Here is a 25,594-nt window from a genome sequence, read left to right as displayed (position 1 = left end):
TAAGCGTTCACCCGGAAACAGGAAACAGGGTGTAGGAAAGGCTGATCTCCTGCACCTCGGCAGGCAGCTCCGGGCTGACCAGGAAAACCAGCGGCATTTCCTTCGCCTCTCCCGGCTGCAGTACTTGCCGCTGAAAACAGAAGCATTCGATCTTGTTGAAATGCTGCGCCGTCCAGCCGGGGCTCACGCTCGGCACCGCCTGCCCGGTCGCCGCCTGGTTGCTTGGATTTCTGGCCAGGTAGCTGATTCTGGTTACTTCGCCGGGATGCACCCGCATCCTGGTCTGCGCGGGACGAAATTCCCAGCTCATGCCCGGCATCACGGTGCTGGTAAATTCCACCGTCACCCAGCGCGCGGTATCCGCTTCCGACGCCTGCGCAATCTGTACTGCCCCGCCGGTCTTGCCGTTCAGGCCGGTCACCCTGCACAACAGGTCATAGAACGGCACGAGCGCGAATGCGAAGCCGGTTGCGGCGGCAACCAGGAGCAGCAGCCTGACGGTCAGCCGCCGGTTTGCCTGTCTGAGCGCTTCATTCATCGCGACCGCCTTTCACTGCAATACCGGCAGCCATACCGGCAGCTTGATAAAAGTCACGGCATAGATGGCCGCCACGAACAGCAGCAGCGCAACCGCTAGTTGTGCCGTGCGCCGCTCCCTCTTTATCATAGGCTCGCTCATCATTTGACCTCCGGCGGAGTTTCGAAGGTGTGGTACGGCGGCGGAGAAGGCAGGGTGAACTCCAGCCCCTGCGCGCCCTCCCATACCTGGCCTGTGGCTTTCGGCCCGTTGCGCACACACTTGACCACGATGTAGACCAGCAGCAGTTGCGAGAGCCCCAGCAGGAAGGCGCCCATCGAAGAAATGAAATTCATGGTGGAAAACCTGAGCGCATAGTCCGCAACATGGCGCGGCATGCCGTCCAGCCCCGCAAACCATTGCGGGGCGAAGGTCAGGTTGAAGGAGACCACCGTCAGCCAGAAATGCAGCCTGCCGAGCCTCTCGTCGAACATGCGGCCGGTGAACTTGGGCAGCCAGTAGTACAGCGCGGCCATCACTCCGAAGATACCGCCGCCGAAGAAGGTGTAATGGAAATGCGAGACGATCACGTAGCTGTTGTGGTACTGCGCATTGACCGCGACATCCGGCAGGATCAGGCCGGTCAGCGCCCCCATGCCGAAATGGGCGACGAAGCCCAGCGCGAACAGCATCGGCGTCTCGAAAGTCATGGCGCCGCGCCATATCGCACCCAGCCAGCAGAACACCAGCACCGAGGTGGGAACGGAGATCGCCATCGTGGCATACATGAAGTACACCTCTGCGGCGAGCGGCAGGCCGGAAGTCAGCATGTGGTGCGACCACACGATGAAGCTGAGGAAACAGATCGCCCACAGCGCATAGACCTGCGCCCGATAGCCGTAGACCGGCTTGCGCGAGAAGGTCGCGAGGATATGCGGGATCAGCCCCCATACCGGCAACAGCACGATATACACCTCCGGGTGGCCGAAGAACCAGATCAGGTGCTGCAGCAGGATCGGGTCGCCGCCGTTGGCGGCGTCGAAGAAATGCGTGCCGAAATGCCGGTCGGTCAGCAGCATGGTGGCCGCCGCGCTGAAGACCGGCATGGCCAGTATCAGCATGAAGGCGGTGATCAGCCATCCCCAGACGAACAGCGGCATCTTCATCAGCGTCATGCCCGGCGCGCGCATGTTGAACACCGTCACCACCACGTTGATCGCGCCGCTGATGGACGAGAGCCCCAGCAGGTGGATCGCGAAGATCGCAAAATCGATCCCGATCCCGCTTTGCAAATCCAGCGAGGTGTTGTGCATCACCCAGCCGAGCCCGGAGGCGCCGCTGCCGATGCCGGAGAATTGCAGGAAAAACGGGATCAGCAGCAGGAGCGCGGCAAACGGCAGGATCCAGAACCCCCAGTTGTTGACCCGCGGCAGCGCCATGTCGGGCGCACCTATCATGAGCGGGATGAGGTAATTGTTGAGGCCCGTGGCGAACGGCATGATCGCGCCGAACACCATGATCAGGGCATGCAGGGTGAACAACTGGTTGTACATGGCGGGCGAAAAGAGCTGCAGGCCCGGCAGCAGCAACTCGGCACGCACCGCCATGATGAAAGAGCCGCCGACGAAGAACATGAGGCCGCCGAAGCTCATGTACAGGATGCCAAGGTCCTTGTGGTTGGTGGTGGTCAGCCAGCGCATCAGGCCCGCGGGTGGATGGTCATGCGCAACTGCAGCGGTTCCAGTCATGTGTTCTCCTTAACGCAATGCCTTGACCAGCGAAGGCTGCACCATGTCGCCCATGTGATTGCCGAACGAATTGCGCTCATAGGTCACGATCGCGGCGATCTCGACATCGGACAGGGTATTCTTGAAGGCCTGCATGGCGGTACCCGGCTTGCCGTTCATGACCCGGTCCAGATGGCCGTCCTTGAGCAGGCGTCCTTCCTTATCGAGGAACGGCCCATTTTCGAGCTTGCTTCCCGCCAATGCAGGAAAAGCCCCCGGAACCCCCTTGCCGCCAGCCTGGTGGCAGGCGATGCAAATCCGGTTATAGACTTCCTCCCCTTTCGCCATCAGCTCTTCCCTGCTCCAGGCCTTGCCGGCAGCCAGCTCTGATGTCGTGCCTTCCGTTTTTTTCTTCGCAAGCCATTCCCTGAATTGCGGCTCGGCGACGGCCTCCACCACGATGGGCATGAAGGCATGCCCGTCGCCGCATAACTGGGAGCACTGGCCGCGGTAGGTTCCGGGCTTGTCGATGTTTACCCACATCTCGCGCAGATAGCCGGGAACGGCGTCGCGCTTGACGCCGAAGGAAGGCACCCACCAGGAGTGGATCACGTCGCTGGAGGTCAGGAGGATGCGCACCTTCCTGTTGGTGGGCAGGACAAGCGGATTGTCCACTTCCTGCAGGTAATGCTCGCCCTTGGCCTTCCTGCCATGGATCTGGTCTTGCGAGGTCGCGATGGTGCTGACGAATTTGATGTTCTCTTCCGGGTATTCATACTGCCATTTCCACTGGCTGGCCGTCACCTTGACCACCATTTCGGCAGCGGTCCCGGTATCTTCCATACGCGCGATGGCCTGGAAGGCGGGGATACCCATCCAGACGTAATCGATGAAGATCAGCAGCAGAAAGGGAGCGATTGCCAATATCCACTGCCGTTTGCTGCGTGGGCCGGTGAATGTCCCCGGTTGAGCACCTGAGCTCTTGCGATGCTTGAAGATGGAATAAGCGAAGATGGCAAAAACGACCACATAGATGCCCATGATGATGTGCAGAAAATCTACGCTCGCCGTCATCGAATCACGGGCCACGGGGGTAACGGGTTCCTGAAAGTCCCAGATTGATTTCGCGCATGCCGGATCGGAAGCAAAAAGGAAAAAAACCACCCCGAGCCATGGCCGCAGCTGTTTTATAGCCGGTCTTTCCTCATGGAGACTTGCAGCCTCGTGCCTTATGCCGCAACAGGGAAGCGTGCTGTACCGCTCTTGAGTGGCAGGTTCATCATGAATGGCCGCACCGGCTAATTCCATGGCATAACCTCCGCCGAGTATGCTTCTGTTTCTCCCTGACCGTCAGGCGGGCCGTCCCGCCTGTTGGATTTGAGTCCTTCACCCTGCCTGATCGGGCATTATCTGGAAAACTTTCTTGGAAACTGCCTGGCAATCCCCGTAGTGAGCATGTCGGCGAATGCGAGCATGTGTGCATGCCCTTTATCGTAGGCATCGATGTCTGCGGCCCAGTCTTTCTTGAGCCTGGAAACGACCTCGGAGGTCGTGAAATCGAGATGTTTGTACAACATGTCGGTGAGCACCGCTTTCTGCCAGTTGGGGTTTGCGCTGCTCAGGAAAGCGGCGATGTCATCGGCATTCTCATGCCACTTTTTCTGTCCTGCGGCCAAGCCGTCGTTATCGCCAGCCTTGGCTGCCTTCACGACATTCGCGGCAATCAGGATATGGTCGCGCAGCAGCGAAGCGAGCCTGTCGCCCGCCATCCCGCCATAATATGGCTTGATGGCGTTGCCGATATCGTCCTGGTTTTTGAGAAGCCGTTCGGCAACCTTCTGGGAATCTTCGAGGCCCCCAAGCCCGCTGATGATGTAGTTCCGCGTGTAAACAAGGTGGTCTTCCCACAGTTGCCGCATGCCCAGCCGCAAAGCTACGGCAGACTGCGTCACGACCACCCTCCTGTCCATCTTGTGCGCGGCGGTGCCGTTGCCTTGGGCATAGCAAACCGGCATAGATACCATGACGGCGGTGCCAAAGAGCGCGACTGTTATCAGCTTGAACATGCGAACCTCCTGAAGTTAAGGGCTAACGCTGGGCTGCGCACATTGCGGTCTTTTGCAAGTCGCCATGACTATTGGGAATCTAACTTAGGCACCCTCATGGCTCAATAGGTAATACTATGTAGATGAGGTGCAAAGCTTACCGATCGCTGCGCCCAAGGCCCAAAGCAGAAACCACGCCTGAAATGGCGTGGTTTCTGGCTTCTGGACTGGAGGCGCGGGCCGGAGTCGAACCGACCTACACGGATTTGCAATCCGGTGCATAACCGCTTTGCTACCGCGCCGTGCCGAGGAACACTGGCTTGAAATGATTAAGGGAAAGCAGGAGATGCTTTCCCTTAGTTGTTTGGAGCGGGAAAAGAGTCTCGAACTCTCGACCTCAACCTTGGCAAGGTTGCGCTCTACCAACTGAGCTATTCCCGCAAAACGAGTTGCGCATTATAGGGATATTCGAATGTCTGTCAACATTTGCACTGGTAAAAATTCACTTTTCAAATTCCCTTACCTTGAATAATCGCTCGAAATTCCCCGTGGTGCGCCGCCCCACTTCATCGACGGAGATGCCGCGCAACGAGGCGATTTCCTCGGCGACATGCCTCACGTAGGCCGGCTGGTTGAGCTTGCCGCGGTGCGGTACGGGCGCCAGATAGGGGGCGTCAGTTTCGATCAGGATGCGCTCAAGCGGCGTGCGTTGCGCCACATCCTTGATCTGTTTGGCATTCTTGAAGGTGACGATGCCGGAAAAGGAGATGTAAAACCCCATCGCCAGCGCGGCTTCGGCCACTTCCCAGGTTTCGGTGAAACAGTGCATGACCCCGCCCGCTTCGGCCGCATTTTCTTCCGCCATGATGCGCAGGGTATCCGCAGCCGCCTCACGGGTATGGACGATGAGCGGCTTGCCGCATTCGCGCGCGGCGCGGATGTGGTTGCGGAAGCGCGTGCGCTGCCATTCGAGGTCACCCTTCAGCCGAAAATAATCCAGGCCGGTCTCACCGATGGCGATCACCCTGGGATGCCGCGCCAGCTCGACCAGGCGCGCAGCATCGGGCTCTTCGACGCCTTCGTAATCGGGATGCACCCCCACCGATGCGTAGATGTTCGGATGCTGTTCGGCCAGCGCCAGCACCTGCGGAAATTCCGCCAGGTTGACCGAAACACACAGCGCGCCGGCCACGTCGTTATGGCGCATCTGCGCCAGCACATCGGGGAGGTTTTCGGCCAGCCCGGGGAAATCGAGATGGCAGTGGGAATCAATGAACGACATGTTTAGTGGAGCATGAGCTGGCGGTAGGAGAACAGCAGCGACTCCAGAAACAGCTTGGGATTGAGTGTATGTTGCGCCTCGCGTTTCGCGCCTTGCAGGTAGCTTTGCAGTCGTGCGAGGTTCAGGGGTGCGACGGGTTCGACCAGCTTCCTGATGGCGGCCTCTTCGCTGGGATGGTAGCGCAGCTTGCCCGCCAGCTTCATCGCGCTCAGGTCGTAGCTCCATTGCTGCAGCCATTGCACGACCACCACCTGTTCGGTTTTCTGTAAGGCCTCGGCCAGCGCGAATACGTCCAGCGCGGCGGGTTGGCGCACGGCGCGCAGCAACTTGTCGCGTTCCTCGCTGCCCAGTTGTTCGTCCAGTTGGGCGGCCTGCAGCGGCGCGAAGCCGGAGGCCGCGAGGGCTTCGGCTGGGTTCTTCACGCCCTGCTCTGCCAGCCAGCGTGCGGCGCTTTCGGCATCGGGCGCGGGCAAGACGAACGACAGGCAGCGGCTCAGGATGGTCGGCAGCAATTGCTGCGGTTTGTGCGACACCAGGATGAACAGCAGGCCCGGCGAGGGCTCTTCAAGGCTCTTCAGCAAGGCATTCGCGGCATTGGTGTTCATCGCCTCGGCGGGGTGGATGACGACCACGCGCCGGCCGCCCTGATGGGCGGACATGCCGGAAAAATCGGCCAATCCGCGCACCTGGTCGACGGAAATCTGTTTGCTGGGTTTCTTGCCGGATGCGGACTTGGAATCATCACCCTCCTCGCCATCCTGGCTCAAGGCATCCGGTTGCAGCAGGCAAAAATCCGGGTGCGAGCCTTGGGAAAACCAGTGGCAGGAAGGGCATTGCCCGCAGGCAAAACCGGTTTCATCGGGGTGCTGGCACAGCAGGCTCTGGGCAAAATTCATCGCCAAGTCGAACTTGCCTATCCCCTTGCTTCCCTTGAAGAGCAGGCCATGCGGCGGGCGCTTGCGCAGCTCCTGCAAGCGCGCCCAGTCACTTTTTTGCCAAGGATATATATTATTCATATCAAAGCGATAGAATGATTTCTTTGAGTTTTTGTTTAACTGCATCCATGGGCAGAGCCGCATCGATGACGACATAACGCTGTGGATTTTGTTGCACGCGCTTGTGGTAGCCGGCGCGCACCCGCTCGAAGAAATCGGCCTGCTCCTGTTCGAAGCGATCGAGCGAGGTATTGTTCGGCCTTGTGCTGTCAGGCGATCTCAGGCGTTGCTGCGCGACCTCGACCGGGACATCGAAAAACAGCGTGAGATCGGGCTGCAGGTCGGGGTGCACCCATTGCTCGAGCTGGCTCAGCTTACTCCAGTCCAGCCCCCTGCCGCCGCCCTGATAGGCGAAGCTGGCATCGCTGAAACGGTCTGAAATCACCCATTTGCCCGCGTGCAGCGCCGGCTTGATGACTTGCTCAATGTGCTCCAAGCGAGCCGCAAACATCAGCAGCGCCTCGGTGCCAATGCTCATCGGCTGGTTCAGCAGGATTTCGCGCAATTGCTCGCCGAGCGGCGTGCCGCCCGGTTCGCGAGTGACCAGCACGTCGGGGCCACGTTGGCGCAACGCCTCGGCGAACCACCCCAGATGGGTGCTTTTGCCTGCCCCATCGACCCCCTCAAAAGTTATAAATTTGCTCATTTCTGGTATTGATTCACCGCCCGGTTATGTTCGGCCAGGCTGGCGGAAAATTGCGAACTCCCGTCGCCGCGCGCCACGAAGTATAGCGCGTCGGTTTTTGCCGGGTGCAGCGTCGCCTGCAACGCGGCCCTGCCCGGCAAGGCAATCGGTGTGGGTGTTAGTCCGCCGCGCGTGTAGGTATTGTAAGCGGTATCGGCCAGCAGGTCGCGCTTGCGCAGGTTGCCGTCGAATTTTTCGCCCAGCCCGTAGATCACGGTCGGGTCGGTTTGCAGCAGCATCCCCTTGCGCAGGCGGTTGATGAACACCCCGGCGATCATTCCGCGGTCGCCGGGTGCGCCGGTCTCCTTCTCGACGATGGAAGCCAGGATCAGCGCCTGATAAGGGGTTTGCAACGGTAGCCCCGGCTCGCGCGCCGCCCATGCCTCCTGCAAATTCCGCTGCATGGACTGGTAGGCGCTCTTGATGATTGCCAAGTCGCTGCTGCCGGAGGCGAAATTATAAGTGTCGGGGAAAAACAGTCCCTCGGGATGGCTTTCCGCCGCACCGATGCGCTGCAGGATTTCCGAGTCAGTCAGGTTCATGGTGTCATGCGCGACGTCCGGGCTGGCGTCCAGCGCGGCGCGCAGCTGCCTGAATGTCCAACCCTCGATGACGCTGACCTGTCCCTGGACGACCAGCCCCTTGTCGAGAATGTTCAACAATTCCAGCGGTGAAACCGGATGCACCAGCGCGTATTTGCCGGCCTTGAGCTGCCCCGATTTACCCAAGAGGCGCGCCAGCCAGACGAACGCCCAGTCCTGTTCCAGCAGTCCGGCCTGCCCCATGTCCCGCGCCATGCCCTTCAGGCTGCTGCCCTGTTTCAGCGTAAACTCGAACGGCGTGGCGGGCAGCGGCAGCGGGCGGAGGGCGTAGTAGCCTCCTCCTGCCGTGGTGAGCAGCGCCAGCAAAACGATCAGGGCGAAGAGCTTCCGCATCATGCATCCATCCGCTCAAGGTCGTGGCGGATGCGCGCGGCAACCGGAAAATGGCCCCAACTGCACTGCCCGAGCTCGCGCACCGGCCACAGCCCGATGACGCTGTTCACGAGGAACAATTCGTCGGCTTGCAGCGCCTCCTCCAGTGCAACATCGCGCACCTGCAGCGTGACACCATGCTGCGAGGCCCAAGCCATGACTCGTTCGCGCTGCATTCCCGCCGTACCGCAGCGCGACAGATCGGGCGTAACCAGTTCCCCCTGCAACACCAGGAACAGGTTGCTGCGCGCACCCTCGATCAGATGCCCCTCGGCATCCAGCAACAGCCCCTCGGCAAGCTGGCCGTCGTGCTGTTGCGCCGCGCTCAGCTCGGCTGCGGCCAGCACGTTTTCCAGGCGGTTGAGGTGTTTGACGCCGGCAAGGCGAGGCTGTGCGGCCAGGCGCAGACTGCACACATGCGCCTTGATGCCTTCAGTCGACCATTGCGACGGATAGTCCGGCAGCGGCGAAAAATCCCAGATACGCGTGGGCACAACATCGGCGGGCGGCGTGTATCCGCGTGTACCCTCGCCGCGCGTGACGATCAGCTTCACCACACCGTCCGGATGCTGTGCGAGCACCTGATCCAGTTCGGCGCGAAGCAGCGCCTCGCCCGGGCAGCTTATGCCGAGCGCGGCGCAGTCATGCTGGAGTTTGAGGAAATGCAGGGGCCAGTGCAGCGCCTTGCCCTTGGCGGCACGCAGGGTGCGGAATACCCCGTCGCCGTAGAGCAGGCCCCGGTCGCGGATGCTGATCGAGTTACCGGGTACACCGTTGACCAGCATCGCGGAGGGAGAGGTTAAAGCTTACGGAATACCAGCGAGCCGTTGGTTCCGCCGAAGCCGAAGTTGTTATTGACCGCGACATCAATCTTCATGTTGCGGGCGGTATTCGCGCAACAGTCCAGATCGCACTCCGGATCCTGCTCGAAGACATTGATTGTTGGCGGCGCAATCTGATGGTGTACCGCCAGGGCGCAGAATACCGACTCGATGCCGCCCGCGCCGCCCAGCAGATGGCCGGTCATCGACTTGGTGGAGCTCACTACCAGCTTCCTGGCGTAGTCGCCGAAGGCCAGCTTGATCGCGTCGGTTTCGTTCTTGTCGCCCAGCGGCGTCGAAGTGCCGTGCGCGTTGATATACTGCACGTCCTGTGGATTCAGCCCGGCATTGCGCAATGCATACAACATGCTGCGCTTCGGGCCGTCGGTATTCGGCGAGGTGATATGGTAGGCGTCGCCGCTCATGCCGTAGCCCGCCAGTTCCGCGTAAATCTTTGCGCCACGCGCCTTGGCGTGCTCGTATTCTTCCAGCACCATCACCCCTGCGCCTTCGCCGATAACGAAGCCGTCGCGGTCCTTGTCCCAAGGGCGGCTGGCGGTGGCCGGATCGTCGTTGCGCGTGCTGAGCGCGCGTGCTGCTGCAAAGCCGCCCACTGCCAGCGGGCTGATCGTCGCTTCGGCACCGCCCGCAATCATCACATCCGCATCGCCGTACTCAATGATGCGCGCCGACTCGCCGATGCAATGCGTGCCGGTGGTGCAGGCGGAGACCATCGCCAGGTTCGGGCCCTTCAGCCCGTACATCACGGACAGGTTGCCGGAAATCATGTTGATGATCGTGCCCGGGATGAAAAACGGCGAGATTTTGCGCGGGCCTGCGGCGAGAAAATCGTTATGCGTTTCCTCGATCATCGGCAAACCGCCGATGCCGGAGCCGATGTTCACGCCGATGCGCTCGGCATTCTGCTCGGTGACTTCCAGCCCGGCATCCTTGAACGCCTCCATGCCGGCCACCAGGCCGAAATGGATGAAGCGGTCCATGCGGCGCGCATCCTTGGCGGGAATGTACTGCGTAACGTCAAAATCCTTCACCTCGCCGGCGATCTGCGCGGCCAGCGCGCTGGCATCGAAGCGGGTGATCCGGGTAATGCCGGGCTTACCCGCGACGATGTTCTGCCAGACAGTAGGAATTCCGATCCCGACCGGGGAAATGATCCCCAGCCCGGTAATGACGACTCTGCGTTTAGACAAACTGACTCCGTTTAACAAACGAAATAAAGGAGGGAATTACTTTTGATGCGCCAAGACGTAGTCGATGGCTTGCTGGACGGTGGTGATTTTTTCCGCGTCTTCATCGGGGATTTCGCATTCGAATTCTTCTTCCAGAGCCATCACCAGCTCTACGGTATCCAGAGAATCAGCACCCAGATCGTTGACGAAAGAAGATTCATTCTTGACTTCCGATTCGTTCACGCCAAGCTGTTCGGCGACGATCTTTTTAACGCGTTGTTCAATAGACATTTATATCTCCCACCTAGTTTAAGTTAAAAAAGCGGACGGGATTGTATCAAAGTTGCCGGAAATTCCAAACGAAAACCGCTAAAAATCGCCCGTCCCGCCCCGCTTTTGCCGCCATCTATTTGATTAACCGGAATTCCTGCTTTCAGGTCAGGGCTATTCATGATCCGGCGGCGGCGCGATTTTGATGATCTCCTCCACCGTGGTCAGCCCTGCCGCGACCTTTTCCGCCCCGTTGAGGCGCAGCGGCTTCATGCCCTCGCGTCTCGCCAGCGCCTTGATCTTGGCGAGTTCGGCATCCCTGACCACCAGCTTTTTCATTTCCATGCTGAGCGGCAGCATCTCGTAGATGCCGGTGCGCCCGCGATAGCCGGTCATGCGGCATTCGAGGCAGCCGATGGCGGCATTGACCTGAGCGGGCTTGGCGGCCTTCCACGGTGAGACCAGTTCCTGCCAGGCCTCGTCGCTGATTTCGCCCGCAGCCTTGCAATGCGGGCACAGCGTGCGCGCCAGGCGTTGCGCCATCACGCCCAGCAGCGTCGAATTGAGCAGATAGGCCGGCACGCCCAGTTCGAGCAATCGCGTGATCGCGGAAGGCGCGTCGTTGGTATGCAGCGACGACAGCACCAGATGGCCGGTGAGCGCCGCCTGGATCGCCATCTCGGCAGTTTCCGCGTCGCGGATTTCGCCCACCATGATGATGTCCGGATCCTGCCGCAGCAGGGTGCGCACGCCGTCGGCAAAATTCAGGCCGATGTTGTGCTGCACCTGCATCTGGTTGAACGCCGGCTCGATCATTTCGATCGGGTCTTCCACCGTGCAGACGTTCACCTCCGGCGTGGCGAGCTGCTTCAGCGTGGAATACAGCGTGGTGGTCTTGCCGGAGCCGGTCGGGCCAGTCACCAGGATGATGCCGTTGGGCTGGCTCGTCCAGCCGTTCCACAGTGCGGTCTGCTCGCGCGAAAAGCCGAGATCGGTGAAATTTTTCACCAGGATTTCCGGGTCGAAGATGCGCATCACCAGCTTCTCGCCGAAGGCGGTCGGCATCGTGGAGAGGCGCAGTTCGATCTCATCGCCCTCCGCGCTGACCGTCTTGATGCGTCCATCCTGCGGCCGGCGCTTCTCCACCATGTCCATGCGCCCCAGCAGCTTGATGCGGTTGGTGATGGCGTTGGTGACGGGCATCGGCAGCTGGTAGACCTGGTGCAGCACCCCGTCGATGCGGAAGCGCACAATGCCGAGGTCGCGGCGCGGCTCCAGGTGGATGTCGCTGGCGCGCTGCTCGAAGGCGTACTTGAACAGCCAGTCCACCAGCGTCACCACATGCTGCTCGTTGGCGTCGAGGTTCTTGTTCTTGCCCAGTTCGACCAGTTGCTCGAAGTTCTGCACCCCGATGGCCTGCCCCGCCCTGGCCTTGCTGGCAAGCTGCACCGAACTCGCGAGGCTGTATATTTCCGGCAGGTAGTGGTTGATGTCGAGCGGGCTGGCCAGCACCAGCCTGATCTTCAGGTTGAGGATGCGCTCCAGGTCCGCCACCCAGTCGGTGAGGAAGGGTTCGGCGGTGGCGATGCTCACCTCGCGCTCGCCTAGCCCGACCGGCATGATCTTGAGCCGCTCGGCGTAGGACTTGGAAATGATGCTGGCGATGCCGGCGAAATTCAGCTGCAGCGGATCGATGTGAAAATACGGCATGCCGAGATGCGCCGCCAGCCATTCGGTGAGGAACTCGGTAGTGAGCAGCTTGTTGGGCGGCAGCAGATTGCGCCATTTCTGCTCGCCGATCACCGCCAGCGGATGGATGTGGTCGGCCTTGTGGCTCCTCATGAGCCGGCTCGCATCCTCCTCCGCCACCATGCCGTCCCGCATCAGCCAGCGCAGGATGAACTCCAGCGTCAGTTTCTGCCCACGCTGTGCGGCGATGAAATTCTCTTTATTCATGGCAAGCCATCAGGATGAACGACTCAAGCAGCAGGTGTCTCGCCCGCCGGCGGCTGCAGCGAGCCATCCTGGGGCTGCTCGCCCTGTGCCGCTGCCTTCTTCTGCCGCTTCTCCTCCTGCTTCTTTTTCTTGGCGAGTTCTTTCTGACGTTTCTCGTACGAGTAATTTGGTTTGGCCATTTGCGTTCCCGCTCTTTAAGTTTGAGGGGCACATGATAACAAGTCCTTCGGCCTTGTAGCGCTTTGATGTTTACGGAGCGGGTTGCGCGCAGCCCTCTGTTATCATTGAGCCATGCTCAATATCCAGAATCTGACCTACCTGCAGGGCGGCACACCGCTGTTCCAGCAGGCGAATTTGCAGGCGTTCGCCAATCAGCGCATCGGGCTGGTCGGCAAGAACGGCTGCGGCAAGACCACCCTGTTCCGCCTGATCCGCGGCGAAATCAAGCCCGACGGCGGCGAGGTCTCGCTGCAAAGCGGCAAGACTATCGCCCATGTCGAGCAGGAGATCGCCAACTCCGCACAGCCCGCGCTGGAGTTCGTGCTCGACGGCGACGTGCAGTTGCGCCAGCTCGAGAAAATCCTGGCAAGGGATAACCACGACGCGGCCTGGTTCGAAGCCCAGCACCAGTTCGAGGCCATCGACGGCTACGGCGCCCCGGCGCGCGCCGCGCAACTGCTGAACGGCTTGGGCTTCGCCAGCGACAGTCTGGCGCGTCCGGTAACCAGCTTCTCCGGCGGCTGGCGCATGCGCCTCAACCTGGCGCGCGCGCTGATGCACCGCGCCGACCTGCTGCTGCTCGACGAGCCGACCAACCACCTCGATCTCGAAGCGATCCTCTGGCTCGAACAGTACCTGGCGCGCTACCCCGGCAGCATCCTGCTGGTCTCGCACGACCGCGAATTCCTCAACGCCACCGTCAACCGCATCGCCCATGTGCACGACTGCGTCATCGACAGCTATGCCGGCGACTACGACGATTTCGAGCGCGCCCGCGCCGAGCGCATCGCCCAGCAGAATCAGGCATTCCAGACGCAGCAGGCGAAGATCGCGCATCTGGAAGACTTCGTGCGCCGCTTCCGCGCCAAAGCCACCAAGGCCAAGCAGGCGCAGAGCCGAATCAAGGCGCTGGAACGAATCACGCGCATCGCACCCGCGCATGTCACCGACGGCCATTTCGAACTGGAGATCGAAGCGCCGGAGCGCAGCCCCGACCTGCTGCTGCGCGCCGAGAAGATGGGCTTCGCCTACGGCGACAAGAAGCTGTTCCAGAACGTCGACTTGGTGCTGCGCGCCGGTGCGCGCATCGCGCTGCTCGGGCCGAACGGCGCGGGCAAGTCCACCCTGATCAAGCTGCTGGTCGGCGAACTCGCACCCACCTCGGGCAAACTGGAAACCACCCCGGACATCCGCATCGGTTACTTCGCCCAGCATCAGTTGGAAAACCTCGACAGCAAAGCCACCCCGCTGCAGCACATGGAACGCATAGCGCCCAAGGAAACCACGCTCGCGCTGCGCAGCTTCCTCGGCCGCTTCGGCCTGGCCGGCGACAGCGAGGATCGCCCGGTGGCAAGCTTCTCCGGCGGCGAGAAAAGCCGCCTCGCGTTAGCACTCTTGGCCTGGCAAAAGCCCCACCTGCTGCTGCTCGACGAGCCGACCAACCACCTCGACCTCGACATGCGCGACGCACTCACCATCGCGCTGGAGGAATACACCGGCGCGGTGGTGCTGGTATCGCACGACCGCAGCCTGATCCGCGCCGTGGCCGACGAGCTGTGGCTGGTCGCGGACGGGCAGGCGAAGCTGTTCGACGGAGATTTGGAAGACTACAAGGTCTGGATCGAAGCGCGCCGCCCGCGCGAGACGGTACAGGCCAAGCCGGAAAAACCCATTCAGAAAGCCGCACCCAGGCCGAACCGGAAGGCGCTGCTGTCGAAACAGACCAAGCTCGAAACCGAGTTGAACAAGGCGCAGACCGAATTAACCGAGATCAACGGCAAGCTAGGCGACCCGACCACCTACACCGGATGCAGCGGCGATTTCATCGCCGGCCTGAATGCCCGGCGCGAAGTACTGGAAAGCAAGGTCGCGGAACTGGAAGAAAGCTGGCTGGAACTGGAGATGAGTTTAGAGGAAGCGGTGTAGCGTATCTTCTAAAGCTACGGTACCCCTACTCCCTCTACATCCCACTGCTCACCCGCAGCGTAGCTCCCTACAGCGCGCGCACCTTCACCGTTTTGCCCTTAACCTTGCCGGCCGACAATTTGCGCACGGCCTCTGTGGCGATGTTGCGCGCGACGGCGACATAGGTGGAGAAGTCGGTCACGGTGATCTTGCCGACCTGCTCGCGCGTGTATCCCGCCTCGCCGGTGAGCGCGCCCAGCACGTCGCCGGGGCGGATCTTCTCCTTGCGCCCGCCGAGTATCTGCAGCGTCACCATCGGCGGCACCAGCGGCGAGTCGTCATCGTTTTGCAGCGCGCCCAGCTCATGCCACTCCGGTTCGATGCGCATCATCTGCGCGAGGCTGACGATGCGATGCCGGTCGCTCGGGCCGCACAGGCTCAGCGCCCAACCGTCCTGATCGGAGCGGCCGGTGCGGCCGATGCGATGGATATGGACTTCCGGGTCAGGCGTGACATCAACGTTGATCACCGCTTCGAGTTGCGCGATATCCAGGCCCCGCGCGGCCACATCGGTAGCTACCAGCACCGAGCAACTGCGATTGGCGAACTGGATCAGCACCTGGTCGCGTTCGCGCTGTTCCAGATCGCCATTCAGGGTCAGCGCCTTGACGCCCTGGGCATGCAGCGCTTCCAGCAGGGAGCGGCATTGCTGCTTGGTGTTGCAGAAGGCCAGCGTGCTAACCGGACGGTAGTACTTGAGCAACATGCCGACCGCCTGCAAACGCTGCTCGTTTGCCACCTTGTAGAAGCGCTGGCGTATTTTGCCTTCCTCATGCTGTTCCTGCAGCTTCACTTCCCGAGGATTGCGCAGGAACTGGCGCGCCAGCCGCGCGATGCCTTCGGGATAGGTCGCCGAGAATAGCAGCGTCTGGCGCTCTGCGGGGCAGCGTCTCGCCACCCAAGCGATCTGGTCGTAGAAGCCCATGTCCAGCATGCGGTCGGCCTCGTCGAGCACCAGCGTGTTGAGCGCCTCCAGGTTCAGCGTGCCGCGATCCATGTGATCCATGATGCGCCCCGGCGTGCCGACGACTATATGTGCGCCGTGCTCAAGGCTGGCAATCTGCGGGCGCATCGTGCTGCCGCCGCACAGCGTCAGTATCTTGATGTTATCTGCGGAGCGCGCCAAGCGGCGTATCTCCTGCGTCACTTGGTCGGCCAGCTCGCGCGTCGGGCACAGCACCATTGCCTGTACCGCAAAGCGGCGCGGGTTAAGGCGGGTCAACAGCACCAGCGCGAACGCCGCGGTCTTGCCGCTGCCGGTCTTGGCCTGCGCGATCAGGTCATGCCCGGCCAGCGCGATCGGCAGGCTGGCCGCCTGTATCGGGGTCATCGTCAGGTAGCCCAGCTGCTGCAAGGTCGATTGCATGCCGGGCGACAGCGGCAGTTCGCTGAAAGAGCACCCGGCTGTGGAGGCGGAGGTGGGTGTTTGAGTATCGGCCATGGTTACGCTCAGTCCTTGCGCCGTTTGGTAAAGAACGGCTTGCGCTGCCCCGGGCGTTTGCGGTCGGCTTCTGCCGGTTTGGGCTTGGGCACCAGCCAGCTTCTACCAGATTTTTTGGCGGCCTGATGTTCCGCAATGGCCGCAGCGAGTTGTTCCACCGTCAATAAAATGATCGCGTGTTCGCCCTTGAGATGGTAATCGGCGAGCAATTCCCTGATGCCGAAGATGCGTTCCGGGGTGTCGGCTTTCTTGCGCTGGCCTGCCATCATTTGCTGCGCATCCGGCGCCAGCGTATAGCCGCCCTCCTGCGCGCAGATCAAGCCGTATTCGGAGAGCCGATAAAACGAATCGGACAATTTTGTTTCGGAAGGAATCGTTCCTTGAGTCAGATCGGCCGCAGCAATGATCTCGACAAGACCGGCCGGCCGTCGCTTCGCAGCAAGCGACAGGGCCAGCAAAAGGATTGCATCAACATCGTGAACTGGATACATCGCGTGCCTTTTCAATAAATATGGGAGATGAGCGCCAAACGGACCGGGGAGTAAGCGCGCCGTGGCGGCAGGAAACATCAGCCAGATACCAATCCGGCCCCTCGCGAGCAAGAGAGTGTAATGGTTTACGGCGTAGAACCCAGCGTAGTGCCGAGCAGTTTGGTGAATAATACGAAAGCTTCAGGTTCGGAACCGGCCATACGCCCAAGGCCGTTCCGCGGCGACGGCAGCCACCCTACTCCATGTACATCCCGCCGTTTACATGCAGCGTGGCGCCGGTGATGTAGGACGCGCCGGGGCCGGCGAGGAAGGCCACGGCGGCGGCGACGTCGGCGGCTTGGCCTAAGCGTTTCAGCGGCACATGTTCGACCAGCTTGGCGCGCTGTTCTTCGCCCAGGCCCTGGGTCATGTCGGTGTCGATGAAGCCGGGGGCAATGCAGTTCACGGTGATGTTGCGGCTGCCGATCTCCTGCGCGAGCGATTTGGTGAAACCGATCATGCCTGCCTTAGAAGCGGCGTAGTTGGCCTGGCCGGGGTTGCCCATGCTGCCGACCACCGAGCCGATGCTGATGATGCGCCCGCCTCTCGCCTTCATCATCGCGCGCAGCACGGCGCGCGAAAGGCGGAACACCGACTTGAGGTTGGTCGCCAGCACGTCGTCCCATTCCTCGTCGGTCATGCGCGCCAGCAGGTTGTCTTTGGTGATGCCGGCGTTGTTCACCAAGATCGAGACTTCGCCGAACTGTTTGCGCAGTTCGCCCAGCATGTGTTCGGTTTGCGCGGCGTCGTTGACGTTCAGCACCATGCCCGCGCCCTTGATCTCGGCCGCGTCCAGATAGGCGCTGATGGCTTGCGCGCCGCTGTCGCTGGTGGCGGTGCCGATCACGGTAGCACCGTGCCTGCCGAGTTCCAGTGCGATGGCTTGGCCGATGCCGCGGCTGGCGCCGGTCACCAGTGCGATTTGTCCGAGTAGTGTCATGTCGGTCTCCTTATGCGAGTGCAGCCAAAGCCAGCTTCAGCGCCTCGCCGTCGTTGATGGCCAGGGCCTGCTGGTTGGTGTCGATGCGTTTGTTGAGTCCCGCCAGCACCTTGCCCGGCGCGCATTCGGCGTTGTGGGTGATGCCCTGCTTGCCGAATTCCAGCACGGTCTCGACCCAGCGCACCGGCGAATACAACTGGCGCACCAGCGCATCCTTGATCGCCGCGCCGCCACTGTAAGCCGCAACATCGGCGTTGTGCAATACCGGGACGATGGGCGCCTGCACGGCGACATCGGCGAGGTAGCCGCGCAACTGCTCCGCTGCGTCCTTGAGCAACTGGCAATGCGACGGCACGCTCATCGGCAGCATGATCGCGCGCTTCGCGCCCTTGGCCTTGGCCAGCTCCATGCCGCGCTCGACCGCCGCGCGGTTCCCTGCGATCACTACCTGCCCCGGCGAGTTGAAATTCACCGCTTCGAGCACCTCGCCCTGCGCGCCTTCGGCACAAACCGCGCGCACGGCGTCGTCGTCGAGGCCGAGGATCGCGGCGATGCCGCCCACGCCTTCCGGCACGGCCTGCTGCATGCATTGCGCACGATAGCGCACCAGCGGCAGCGCATCGGCAAAGTGCAACGCGCCGGCGGCGACCAGCGCGGTGTATTCGCCGAGGCTGTGCCCCGCCAGCATCGCCGGAGTTGCGCCGTTTTGCGATTGCCAGGCACGGTACACGGCCACGCCTGCGGTGAGCATGATCGGCTGGGTGTTCACGGTGGCGTTCAGGTCGGCATCGCTGCCCTCGGCAACCAGCTGCCACAGGTCCTGTTTCAATACCTCGGAGGCTTCGGCGAAGGTGTCGCGCACCGCGGGAAAATCGGCGTAGCCGTTCATCATGCCGCGCGATTGCGAGCCTTGACCTGGAAATACGAAAGCGAATTTAGTCATATGTAGAACCTTATTGAGCTTGTAGCTGGTAGCCTGTAGCGGATAGCCAAGCGGTTCTGCTACTGGCTACAAGCTACGAGCTACTAGCCGATTTACCATTTAATCAGCACCGCACCCCAGGTAAACCCGCCGCCCACCGCCTCGATGAGGATGTTCTGGCCGGGCTTGATGCGCCCGTCTTGCACGGCGGTATCCAGCGCCAGCGGGATCGAGGCCGCCGAGGTGTTGCCGTGATGCGCGACGGTGACCACCACGTTGTCCATGCCCAGGCCGAGCTTCTTCGCGGTGGCTTCCATGATGCGGATATTGGCCTGGTGCGGCACCAGCCAGTCGATGTCTGAGCCTTGCAGCTTGTTTTCTTCCAGCACTTCCTCGACGACTTCGCTCAGCACCTTGACGGCAAACTTGAACACCGCCTGCCCGTCCATCTTGATGAACGGATCGCCTTGCACCTCGCCGTTGCGGATGTGGCCACCGGCCTTCAGCATGTCGCGATGGCGGCCGTCGGCGTGCAGCTTGCTGGCGACTATGCCCGGCGTTTCGCTGGCCTGCAGCACCACCGCTCCGGCGCCATCGCCGAACAGCACGCAGGTGCCGCGGTCGGTCCAGTCCAGCATACGCGACAGCACTTCCGCGCCGACCACCAGCGCAGTCTTGGCCTGCCCGCCACGGATGTAGAGGTCGGCGGTGTTCAGCGCATAGACGAAGCCGCCGCATACCGCCTGCATGTCGAACGCCGCGCCGCAATTCTTGATGCCGAGCTTATCCTGCAGGATGCAAGCGGTACTGGGGAAAATCTGGTCGGGCGATGTGGTTGCGACGATGATCAGGTCGATCTCGTCCGCCTTGATTCCCGCCGCCTCGATGGCGCGGCGGCTGGCGTGCAGGGCGAGGTCGCTGGTCATTTCGCCTTCCGCCGCGATATGCCGCTCGACGATGCCGCTGCGCGAAAAAATCCAGTCGTGCGAGGTCTCGACGATCTTTTCCAGATCGTAGTTGGTCAGCGTCCTGGCGGGCAGATAGCTGCCGGTGCCGATTATCCTTGAATGCATCATGCTGCTCCTTGCGCCGCGCCTTGACGGGCGTGGTGCCATTTTTCGATATGCTCGCTGATATGCCGCAGCATGCCCTCGCGCGCCTCCCCGGCTGCGCGCTCGATGGCGCAGCGGAAGGCGTAGGCGTCTGCCGAACCGTGGCTCTTCACCACGATGCCCTTCAGGCCGAGGAAGCTCGCGCCATTGTAGCGGCGGTGATCGACGCGGTGCTTGAAGGCCTTGAGCACCGGCATCGCGACCAGCCCGGCGAGTTTGGTGAATGCATTGCGGCCGAATTCCTCGCGCAGGAAGCCGCCCAGCATCTGCGCCAGCCCCTCGGTGGTCTTGAGCGCAACGTTGCCGACGAAGCCGTCGCACACCACGATGTCGGTGGTGCCCTTGAAGATGTCGTTGCCCTCGACGTTGCCATAGAAATTCAGGTCGCTGTTGCGCAGCAGCCCGGCGGCCTCTTTGACCACCTCGTTGCCCTTGATGTCTTCGCTGCCGATGTTCAGCAGGCCGACGCTGGGATTGGGTTTATGCTCCAGCGCGGTGACCAGTGTGGAGCCCATGAGTGCGAATTGCAGCAGGTGTTCGGCGGTGCAATCGGTGTTCGCGCCGAGGTCGAGCATGCAGATCTGGCCTTTTTTGGTCGGCAGGTACGAGGCGATTGCGGGCCGGTCGATGCCGGGGAGGGTCTTCAGCACGTAGCGCGCCGTCGCCATCAGCGCGCCGGTATTGCCCGCGCTGACACAGGCCAGCGCCTCGCCGCTCTTGACCAGGTCGATGCTGGCGCGCATCGAGGAATCCTTCTTGCCTCGCAGCGCCGATTGCGGCTGCTCGTCCATCCCTACCACTTCGCTCGCGGGATGAATGCGCAAATGGGCGCTCGTCTGCGCACCCAGGTTGCGCAACTCGGATTCGATGGCATCGGGAATACCCACCAGGACGATGGTGTCGCCGGGAGAATGCTTCAGGTAATCGACCGCGGCGCGGACGGTGACCGCCGTGCCATGATCGCCTCCCATCGCGTCTATGGCCAATGTGACGTCCACTAGGCGATTCCTTGGAAGAAAAATCAGGAATGGAAAAGAAAACGCAGCCGGCCTTCACGGCCGGCTGCGTAACTTAAGGGCTTACTCGCCCTTGGTCTTGATTACCTTCTTGCCACGGTAAAAGCCGTTCGGGCTGATGTGGTGGCGCAAATGAGTTTCGCCCGTTGTCGGCTCGACCGCCGTTGCCGGGTTGGTCAGAAAATCGTGGGCGCGGTGCATGCCGCGCTTGGACGGGGATTTTTTGTTCTGCTGAACTGCCATGTTGCCTCCTAATAAAACCCTAAAAACAAATTAATTACGCACTACGCTTCAATTTCGCCAAAGCTGCGAAAGGATTCTTTTCTGCCCCACGTTCACTCTCAAGCCCTGTTGCCTGACAAGCGCCGAACTCATGCCTGGGCGCGATTGGCAGGCTCAGCAGAATCTCTTCTTCCAGCAGATTCAGCACATCCAGGTGCGTATCTGCCAGGATGCTGTCGAGCTCTTCTTCTTCCTCATCGTCCAGCGCATCCAGGCTGGCCTGGTCGCGCAACAGCAGCCGCGTATCGATCTGCACCGCATGATCCATCGCACCGAGGCAGCGCTGGCAGCGCAACCGGCAGTTTCCGGTTATGCCGACTTCCAGCAGGGGATGGCCTTGCTTGTCTGCGCCGCCGCGTACCGTGTACTTCATGACTCCCTGAGAACCTTCCAGGGAGTCCAGCAAACGCGGCAACCCGGCAACCGGCACTTCGCCGCTTATTTGCCTGCCATTCCCGGCAAAATCCAGGCTGTCGATGAAAGGCCGTGCGGACATGAGGCGCGCATGATATATTTTTCGCCGCTCCCTGTCAAAAATCCCAAGGAATAATAGTTGAATTCTCAGTTGCTTGTCCTCGCCTCCACCTCCGTTTACCGCAGCGAGCTCCTCAAACGGCTGCAACTCCCATTCGAGACCGCCGCCCCCGATGTGGATGAAACGCCCCTGCCGGGCGAGCCGGCGCGCGCCACCTCGGCGCGCCTCGCTCAGGAAAAGGCCCGCGCCGTTGCGGCCAGATACCCCGATGCGCTGATCATCGGCTCCGACCAGGTTGCCCTGCTGGAAGGCCGGCAGCTCGGCAAGCCGCTCACCCACGACAACGCGGTCAGGCAATTGCGCGCCATGCGCGGCAAGACGACCTGCTTCCATACCGCCGTGGCGCTGCTGAACGGCAGGACCGGCAACATGCAGACCGAGGTCGCGGAAAATTACGTCACGCTGCGCGAGCTCAGCGACGCCGAGATCGAGGGTTATTTGCTCAAGGAACAGCCCTACCACTGCGCCGGAAGCGCAAAATCCGAAGGGCTGGGCATCGCCCTGATGAGCAAGATGACCGGCGACGACCCGAATGCGCTGATCGGCCTGCCGCTGATCCTGCTGAGCCAAATGCTGCGCCGCGAAAACGTCCACCTGTTTTAGCCATGACAGCCAGACCTGGTACGCTCTACCTCATTCCCTGCACGCTGGGCGACACCCCTGCCGGGCAGGTGCTGCCGCAACATGTCATCGACATCGCGCGCAGGCTGCGGCATTTCGTGGTGGAACACCCAAAGACCACGCGGCAGTTCCTGGCTGCGCTCAAGCCAGAGCAGCCGATCCAGTCGCTGCACTTCGCCTCGCTCAACGAACACACTGCGCCCAAAGAGCTGGCGGAACTGCTCGCGCCGCTGCTGGCAGGAGAAGATGTCGGCATTCTTTCCGAGGCGGGCTGTCCCGGCATCGCCGACCCCGGTGCTGACCTGGTCAACCTGGCGCACCGCAACGGCATCCGCGTCGTGCCGCTGGTCGGTCCCTCCTCCATTTTGCTGGCCTTGATGGCTTCCGGCCTGAACGGCCAGTGCTTCGCCTTCCACGGCTATCTGCCCGTCGAGGAGACGGAGAGGAACAAGGCGATCGCGGCGCTGGAAGCCGAATCGGCCAGGCGCAAGCAGACCCAGCTGTTCATCGAAACGCCGTACCGCAACGAAAAGATGTTCGGTGCCCTGTTCGCCCGCTGCCGCCCGCAGACGCTGCTGTGCGTCGCCACCGACATTACCCTGCCCGGAGAATCGATCCAGACCCGCTCCATCGCCCAATGGAGGCTGCTGCCCATGCCGCAACTGAACAAACGCCCCAGTCTGTTTTTGCTGCTGGCGGCTGGTTGAACGCAGGGCTATTTATTTGCATGAACAGGCGCTTTCTGGTATTAAAGCGAACTTTGATTTTCCCATTGGAGAAATTTAATGCCGGTACAGCCACACAAACCCGTCGCTCCTTACAAGGCCAAAAAGGGCGAGGAGTACATGAACCCCAAGCAGCTGGACCATTTCCGCAAAATCCTGAACGACATCAAGTCCGAACTGGGTGAGGATATCGACCGTACCGTGCACGCCATGCAAGATGAGGCGACGGTATTTGCCGACCCGAATGACCGCGCCACGCAGGAGTCAGACATGGGGCTGGAGCTGCGCAACCGCGACCGCGAGCGCAAACTAATCAAGAGAATCAATGAGATGCTTGCAAAGATTGATGCGGGGGATTACGGCTACTGCGACAACTGCGGCATCGAAATCGGCCTGAACCGCCTCGAAGCAAGGCCGACCGCCACCCTGTGTATCGACTGCAAGACCCTGGACGAGATTCGCGAGAAACAGATAGCCAAATAATCTTGGTTATCTGTTTTCGGAGGTTAACATGGCATAGTGCATGTTAGCCTAAGCCAAAAAACAAACTGTTTAATTACTTTGATTGAACAAACAAAAAGCCCCGCGATGCGGGGCTTTTGTCTTACGGCTGATGCAGCTTACTCGGCCTTCGCAGCTTCAGGAGCAGCCAGCAAAGCCTTCATGCTCAGCTTCATGCGTCCCTTGTCGTCGACCTCCAGCACCTTCACCTTTACGATCTGGCCTTCCTTGAGGTGATCCGACACGCTGTTGACGCGTTCGTGGGCGATCTGGGAGATATGCAACAGGCCGTCCTTGCCCGGCAGCACGTTTACCAGCGCGCCGAAGTCGAGCAGCTTGACCACCGGGCCTTCGTAAACCTTGCCGACTTCCACGTCCGCCACGATGTCCTCGATGCGTTTCCTGGCCAACTCGCCCGCCTCGCCGCTTACGCAGGCGATGACGATATTGCCTTCATCGTCGATGTCGATGGTCGTGCCGGTTTCTTCTGTCAGGGCGCGGATCACCGCCCCGCCCTTGCCGATCACGTCGCGGATTTTCTCCGGGTTGATCTTCATCTTGATCATGCGCGGCGCATAGCTGGAAACTTCCCCGCGTGCCTGCGGCATGGCCTGTTTCATCAATCCGAGAATGTGCATGCGGCCTTCGCGGGCCTGGGTCAGGGCAGCCTGCATAATGTCGCGGGTGATGCCGTTGATCTTGATGTCCATTTGCAGCGCGGTCACGCCGGTTTCGCTGCCGGCCACCTTGAAGTCCATGTCGCCCAGATGATCCTCATCACCGAGAATGTCGGTCAGCACCGCAAAGCGGTTGCCTTCCTTGATCAGCCCCATGGCGATGCCTGCTACATGCGCCTTCATCGGTACGCCGGCGTCCAGCAGTGACAGGCAGCCGCCGCACACCGAGGCCATCGAGCTGGAACCGTTCGATTCGGTGATTTCCGACACCACACGGATGGCATAGCCGAAATCTTCCTCGTTGGGCAGCACCGCAGCCAGCGCGCGCTTGGCCAGGCGGCCGTGGCCGATTTCGCGGCGCTTGGGCGTGCCCACGCGGCCGGTTTCGCCAGTGGAATACGGCGGGAAATTGTAGTGCAGCATGAAACGGTCACTGTATTCACCCTGCAAAGCGTCGATGCGTTGTGCGTCACGCATGCTGGCCAGGGTCGCCACCACGATGGCTTGGGTTTCGCCGCGAGTGAACAGCGAGGAGCCGTGGGTGCGCGGCAGGACGCCGTTGCGGATGGTGATGGGACGTACGGTGCGGGTGTCGCGGCCATCGATGCGCGGCTCGCCGCCCAGGATCTGCCCGCGCACGATCTTGGCTTCCAGCGCGCTGAACAGGTCGTTGACGTGGTTCTTCTGGCTGGCGTTCTCGGGTGTGATGATGGCGGCTATCACTTGGTCGCGGATCGCATTCACCGCATCGGTGCGCGCCTGCTTGGAACGGATCGCATAGGCCTTCCCAAGTTCGGCTTCGGCGAGGCTGGCGATCTGCGCAATCAAGGCCTCATCCTTGGCTGGCGGAGTCCAATCCCAAGCGGGAGCACCGACGGCATCGGCCATCTCATTGATGGCCTGGATCACGACTTGCATCTGTTCGTGGCCGAACATCACTGCGCCGAGCATCACGTCTTCGGACAATTGCTGCGCCTCGGATTCCACCATCAGCACAGCACGTTCGGTGCCGGCAACCACAAGATCCATTTGCGAAGTCGCGAGTTCCGATGCGGTCGGATTGAGCAGGTATTGGCCATTGGCATAACCCACGCGCGCCGCGCCGATCGGGCCGTCGAACGGGATGCCGGACAGCGCCAGCGCGGCGGATGCGCCGATCATGGCGGGAATATCGGAATCGACTTCGCTGTCCGAAGACATCACCGTCGCGATGATCTGCACTTCGTTGTAGAAACTTTCCGGGAACAGCGGTCGCAACGGACGGTCGATCAGGCGCGAAGTCAGGATCTCCTTCTCGCTCGGGCGGCCTTCGCGTTTGAAGAAGCTGCCGGGAATCTTGCCCGCAGCGTAGGTTTTTTCCTGATAGTCAACGGTCAGCGGGAAAAAATCCTGGTCGGGCTTGGCATCTTTCCTGCCGACTACCGTGACCAGCACCATGGTGTCGTCCAGGCTGACCATCACCGCACCGCTGGCCTGGCGCGCGATTTCGCCGGTTTCCAGCGTGAGTTGATGCTTGCCGTATGCTAATGTTTTTTTATAGTGACTCAAGATAGACCTCTCTATGGGTGGCCTGGCGCGCCATCGCGCCATGCGTTGTGACAAGACAAAACAACGCGGGTCGCCTGAGCGACCCGCTGGATACTATC

Annotated in this window: 27 protein-coding genes and 2 tRNA genes; 4 read left to right on the top strand and 25 right to left on the bottom strand. The window is 61.3% G+C overall.

The window, feature by feature from the left end; all coding sequences use genetic code 11:
- Positions 1 to 7: 7 nt before the first annotated feature.
- The 16 genes from ACRRNM_RS02835 to ACRRNM_RS02760 form a co-directional block, all read right to left on the bottom strand.
- Positions 8 to 538 carry a cytochrome c oxidase assembly protein gene (locus tag ACRRNM_RS02835; RefSeq protein WP_435626737.1) on the bottom strand — a complete coding sequence of 177 codons (531 nt, stop codon included), beginning with the start codon at positions 536 to 538 and terminating at the stop codon, positions 8 to 10.
- A gap of 12 nt (positions 539 to 550) precedes the next feature.
- The gene (locus ACRRNM_RS02830; RefSeq protein WP_435626736.1) at positions 551 to 682 is read right to left on the bottom strand and encodes a hypothetical protein; all 132 of its coding nucleotides are present in this window, start codon (positions 680 to 682) and stop codon (positions 551 to 553) included.
- Positions 679 to 2,265 carry a cbb3-type cytochrome c oxidase subunit I gene (locus ACRRNM_RS02825; RefSeq protein ID WP_435626735.1) on the bottom strand — a complete coding sequence of 529 codons (1,587 nt, stop codon included), beginning with the start codon at positions 2,263 to 2,265 and terminating at the stop codon, positions 679 to 681. The genes ACRRNM_RS02830 and ACRRNM_RS02825 overlap by 4 nt, the downstream gene beginning before the upstream one ends.
- A 9-nt stretch (positions 2,266 to 2,274) precedes the next feature.
- Entirely contained in the window at positions 2,275 to 3,318 is a 1,044-nt protein-coding gene (coxB, locus tag ACRRNM_RS02820) for a cytochrome c oxidase subunit II (RefSeq protein ID WP_435626734.1), read from the bottom strand.
- A 332-nt stretch (positions 3,319 to 3,650) separates the two neighbouring features.
- Positions 3,651 to 4,310: a hypothetical protein gene (locus ACRRNM_RS02815; protein WP_435626733.1), complete on the bottom strand. Its 660-nt coding sequence runs from the start codon at positions 4,308 to 4,310 to the stop codon at positions 3,651 to 3,653.
- A 207-nt stretch (positions 4,311 to 4,517) separates the two neighbouring features.
- Positions 4,518 to 4,591, bottom strand: a tRNA-Cys gene (locus ACRRNM_RS02810).
- Positions 4,592 to 4,654: 63 nt separating this feature from the next.
- Positions 4,655 to 4,730 (bottom strand) — tRNA-Gly (locus ACRRNM_RS02805).
- Between the two features lie 61 nt (positions 4,731 to 4,791).
- Positions 4,792 to 5,571 carry a TatD family hydrolase gene (locus ACRRNM_RS02800; RefSeq protein ID WP_435626732.1) on the bottom strand — a complete coding sequence of 260 codons (780 nt, stop codon included), beginning with the start codon at positions 5,569 to 5,571 and terminating at the stop codon, positions 4,792 to 4,794.
- Positions 5,572 to 5,573: 2 nt separating this feature from the next.
- Positions 5,574 to 6,587, bottom strand: a complete 1,014-nt coding sequence (gene holB / locus ACRRNM_RS02795) for a DNA polymerase III subunit delta' (RefSeq protein ID WP_435626731.1) — start codon at positions 6,585 to 6,587, stop codon at positions 5,574 to 5,576.
- A 1-nt stretch (position 6,588) separates the two neighbouring features.
- Entirely contained in the window at positions 6,589 to 7,212 is a 624-nt protein-coding gene (gene tmk / locus ACRRNM_RS02790) for a dTMP kinase (protein ID WP_435626730.1), read from the bottom strand.
- Positions 7,209 to 8,189, bottom strand: coding sequence for an endolytic transglycosylase MltG (gene mltG / locus ACRRNM_RS02785; RefSeq protein ID WP_435626729.1), 981 nt, complete (start codon positions 8,187 to 8,189; stop codon positions 7,209 to 7,211). Before mltG ends, tmk begins: the two co-directional genes overlap by 4 nt.
- The gene (pabC, locus tag ACRRNM_RS02780) at positions 8,186 to 9,010 is read right to left on the bottom strand and encodes an aminodeoxychorismate lyase (protein ID WP_435626728.1); all 825 of its coding nucleotides are present in this window, start codon (positions 9,008 to 9,010) and stop codon (positions 8,186 to 8,188) included. Before pabC ends, mltG begins: the two co-directional genes overlap by 4 nt.
- A gap of 14 nt (positions 9,011 to 9,024) precedes the next feature.
- Positions 9,025 to 10,257, bottom strand: coding sequence for a beta-ketoacyl-ACP synthase II (gene fabF / locus ACRRNM_RS02775; protein WP_435626727.1), 1,233 nt, complete (start codon positions 10,255 to 10,257; stop codon positions 9,025 to 9,027).
- Between the two features lie 36 nt (positions 10,258 to 10,293).
- On the bottom strand, positions 10,294 to 10,527 hold the full coding sequence (gene acpP, locus ACRRNM_RS02770) for an acyl carrier protein (protein ID WP_212784836.1): 234 nt from the start codon (positions 10,525 to 10,527) through the stop codon (positions 10,294 to 10,296).
- A gap of 153 nt (positions 10,528 to 10,680) precedes the next feature.
- Positions 10,681 to 12,462: a GspE/PulE family protein gene (locus tag ACRRNM_RS02765; protein ID WP_435626726.1), complete on the bottom strand. Its 1,782-nt coding sequence runs from the start codon at positions 12,460 to 12,462 to the stop codon at positions 10,681 to 10,683.
- Positions 12,463 to 12,485: 23 nt separating this feature from the next.
- On the bottom strand, positions 12,486 to 12,641 hold the full coding sequence (locus ACRRNM_RS02760; protein WP_435626725.1) for a hypothetical protein: 156 nt from the start codon (positions 12,639 to 12,641) through the stop codon (positions 12,486 to 12,488).
- A 112-nt stretch (positions 12,642 to 12,753) separates the two neighbouring features.
- Between ACRRNM_RS02760 and ACRRNM_RS02755 the strand changes: the two genes are divergently transcribed.
- Positions 12,754 to 14,607: an ABC-F family ATP-binding cassette domain-containing protein gene (locus ACRRNM_RS02755; protein ID WP_435626724.1), complete on the top strand. Its 1,854-nt coding sequence runs from the start codon at positions 12,754 to 12,756 to the stop codon at positions 14,605 to 14,607.
- A 67-nt stretch (positions 14,608 to 14,674) separates the two neighbouring features.
- On the opposite strand, the gene dbpA is transcribed toward ACRRNM_RS02755, so the two are convergent.
- From dbpA to ACRRNM_RS02715, 8 genes are all read right to left on the bottom strand, one after another.
- On the bottom strand, positions 14,675 to 16,087 hold the full coding sequence (gene dbpA / locus ACRRNM_RS02750) for an ATP-dependent RNA helicase DbpA (RefSeq protein ID WP_435626723.1): 1,413 nt from the start codon (positions 16,085 to 16,087) through the stop codon (positions 14,675 to 14,677).
- 8 nt (positions 16,088 to 16,095) lie between these two features.
- Positions 16,096 to 16,656: a hypothetical protein gene (locus ACRRNM_RS02745; protein ID WP_435626722.1), complete on the bottom strand. Its 561-nt coding sequence runs from the start codon at positions 16,654 to 16,656 to the stop codon at positions 16,096 to 16,098.
- A gap of 157 nt (positions 16,657 to 16,813) precedes the next feature.
- Entirely contained in the window at positions 16,814 to 17,557 is a 744-nt protein-coding gene (fabG, locus tag ACRRNM_RS02740) for a 3-oxoacyl-ACP reductase FabG (RefSeq protein WP_435626721.1), read from the bottom strand.
- A gap of 10 nt (positions 17,558 to 17,567) precedes the next feature.
- Entirely contained in the window at positions 17,568 to 18,500 is a 933-nt protein-coding gene (gene fabD / locus ACRRNM_RS02735) for an ACP S-malonyltransferase (RefSeq protein ID WP_435626720.1), read from the bottom strand.
- A 92-nt stretch (positions 18,501 to 18,592) separates the two neighbouring features.
- Positions 18,593 to 19,555: a beta-ketoacyl-ACP synthase III gene (locus ACRRNM_RS02730; protein ID WP_435626719.1), complete on the bottom strand. Its 963-nt coding sequence runs from the start codon at positions 19,553 to 19,555 to the stop codon at positions 18,593 to 18,595.
- Positions 19,552 to 20,589 (bottom strand): phosphate acyltransferase PlsX, encoded by a 1,038-nt coding sequence (plsX, locus tag ACRRNM_RS02725; RefSeq protein WP_435626718.1) that lies wholly within the window; start codon positions 20,587 to 20,589, stop codon positions 19,552 to 19,554. The genes ACRRNM_RS02730 and plsX overlap by 4 nt, the downstream gene beginning before the upstream one ends.
- Before the next feature lie 81 nt (positions 20,590 to 20,670).
- Positions 20,671 to 20,850 carry a 50S ribosomal protein L32 gene (rpmF, locus tag ACRRNM_RS02720; protein ID WP_435626717.1) on the bottom strand — a complete coding sequence of 60 codons (180 nt, stop codon included), beginning with the start codon at positions 20,848 to 20,850 and terminating at the stop codon, positions 20,671 to 20,673.
- A 34-nt stretch (positions 20,851 to 20,884) separates the two neighbouring features.
- Positions 20,885 to 21,385: a YceD family protein gene (locus ACRRNM_RS02715; protein ID WP_435626716.1), complete on the bottom strand. Its 501-nt coding sequence runs from the start codon at positions 21,383 to 21,385 to the stop codon at positions 20,885 to 20,887.
- 57 nt (positions 21,386 to 21,442) lie between these two features.
- Here ACRRNM_RS02715 and ACRRNM_RS02710 point away from each other — a divergent pair, with 57 nt between their 5' ends.
- The 3 genes from ACRRNM_RS02710 (at position 21,443) to dksA (ending at position 23,253) form a co-directional block, all read left to right on the top strand.
- Entirely contained in the window at positions 21,443 to 22,027 is a 585-nt protein-coding gene (locus tag ACRRNM_RS02710; RefSeq protein ID WP_435626715.1) for a Maf family protein, read from the top strand.
- A 2-nt stretch (positions 22,028 to 22,029) separates the two neighbouring features.
- The gene (locus ACRRNM_RS02705; protein ID WP_435626714.1) at positions 22,030 to 22,752 is read left to right on the top strand and encodes an SAM-dependent methyltransferase; all 723 of its coding nucleotides are present in this window, start codon (positions 22,030 to 22,032) and stop codon (positions 22,750 to 22,752) included.
- 78 nt (positions 22,753 to 22,830) lie between these two features.
- Positions 22,831 to 23,253 (top strand): RNA polymerase-binding protein DksA, encoded by a 423-nt coding sequence (dksA, locus tag ACRRNM_RS02700; RefSeq protein ID WP_435626713.1) that lies wholly within the window; start codon positions 22,831 to 22,833, stop codon positions 23,251 to 23,253.
- 137 nt (positions 23,254 to 23,390) lie between these two features.
- Here the strand turns inward: dksA and pnp are convergent, their stop codons facing one another.
- Complete coding sequence (gene pnp, locus ACRRNM_RS02695) at positions 23,391 to 25,496, bottom strand: polyribonucleotide nucleotidyltransferase (protein WP_435626712.1); 2,106 nt, start codon at positions 25,494 to 25,496, stop codon at positions 23,391 to 23,393.
- Between the last annotated feature and the right edge of the window lie 98 nt (positions 25,497 to 25,594).

It is taken from the genome of Ferrigenium straubiae, assembly GCF_051257895.1.
In the GTDB taxonomy this organism is placed as follows: domain Bacteria; phylum Pseudomonadota; class Gammaproteobacteria; order Burkholderiales; family Gallionellaceae; genus Gallionella; species Gallionella straubiae.
The sequence above is the reverse complement of the archived record's forward strand: the minus strand, read 5'-3'. Positions and strand labels throughout refer to the sequence as shown.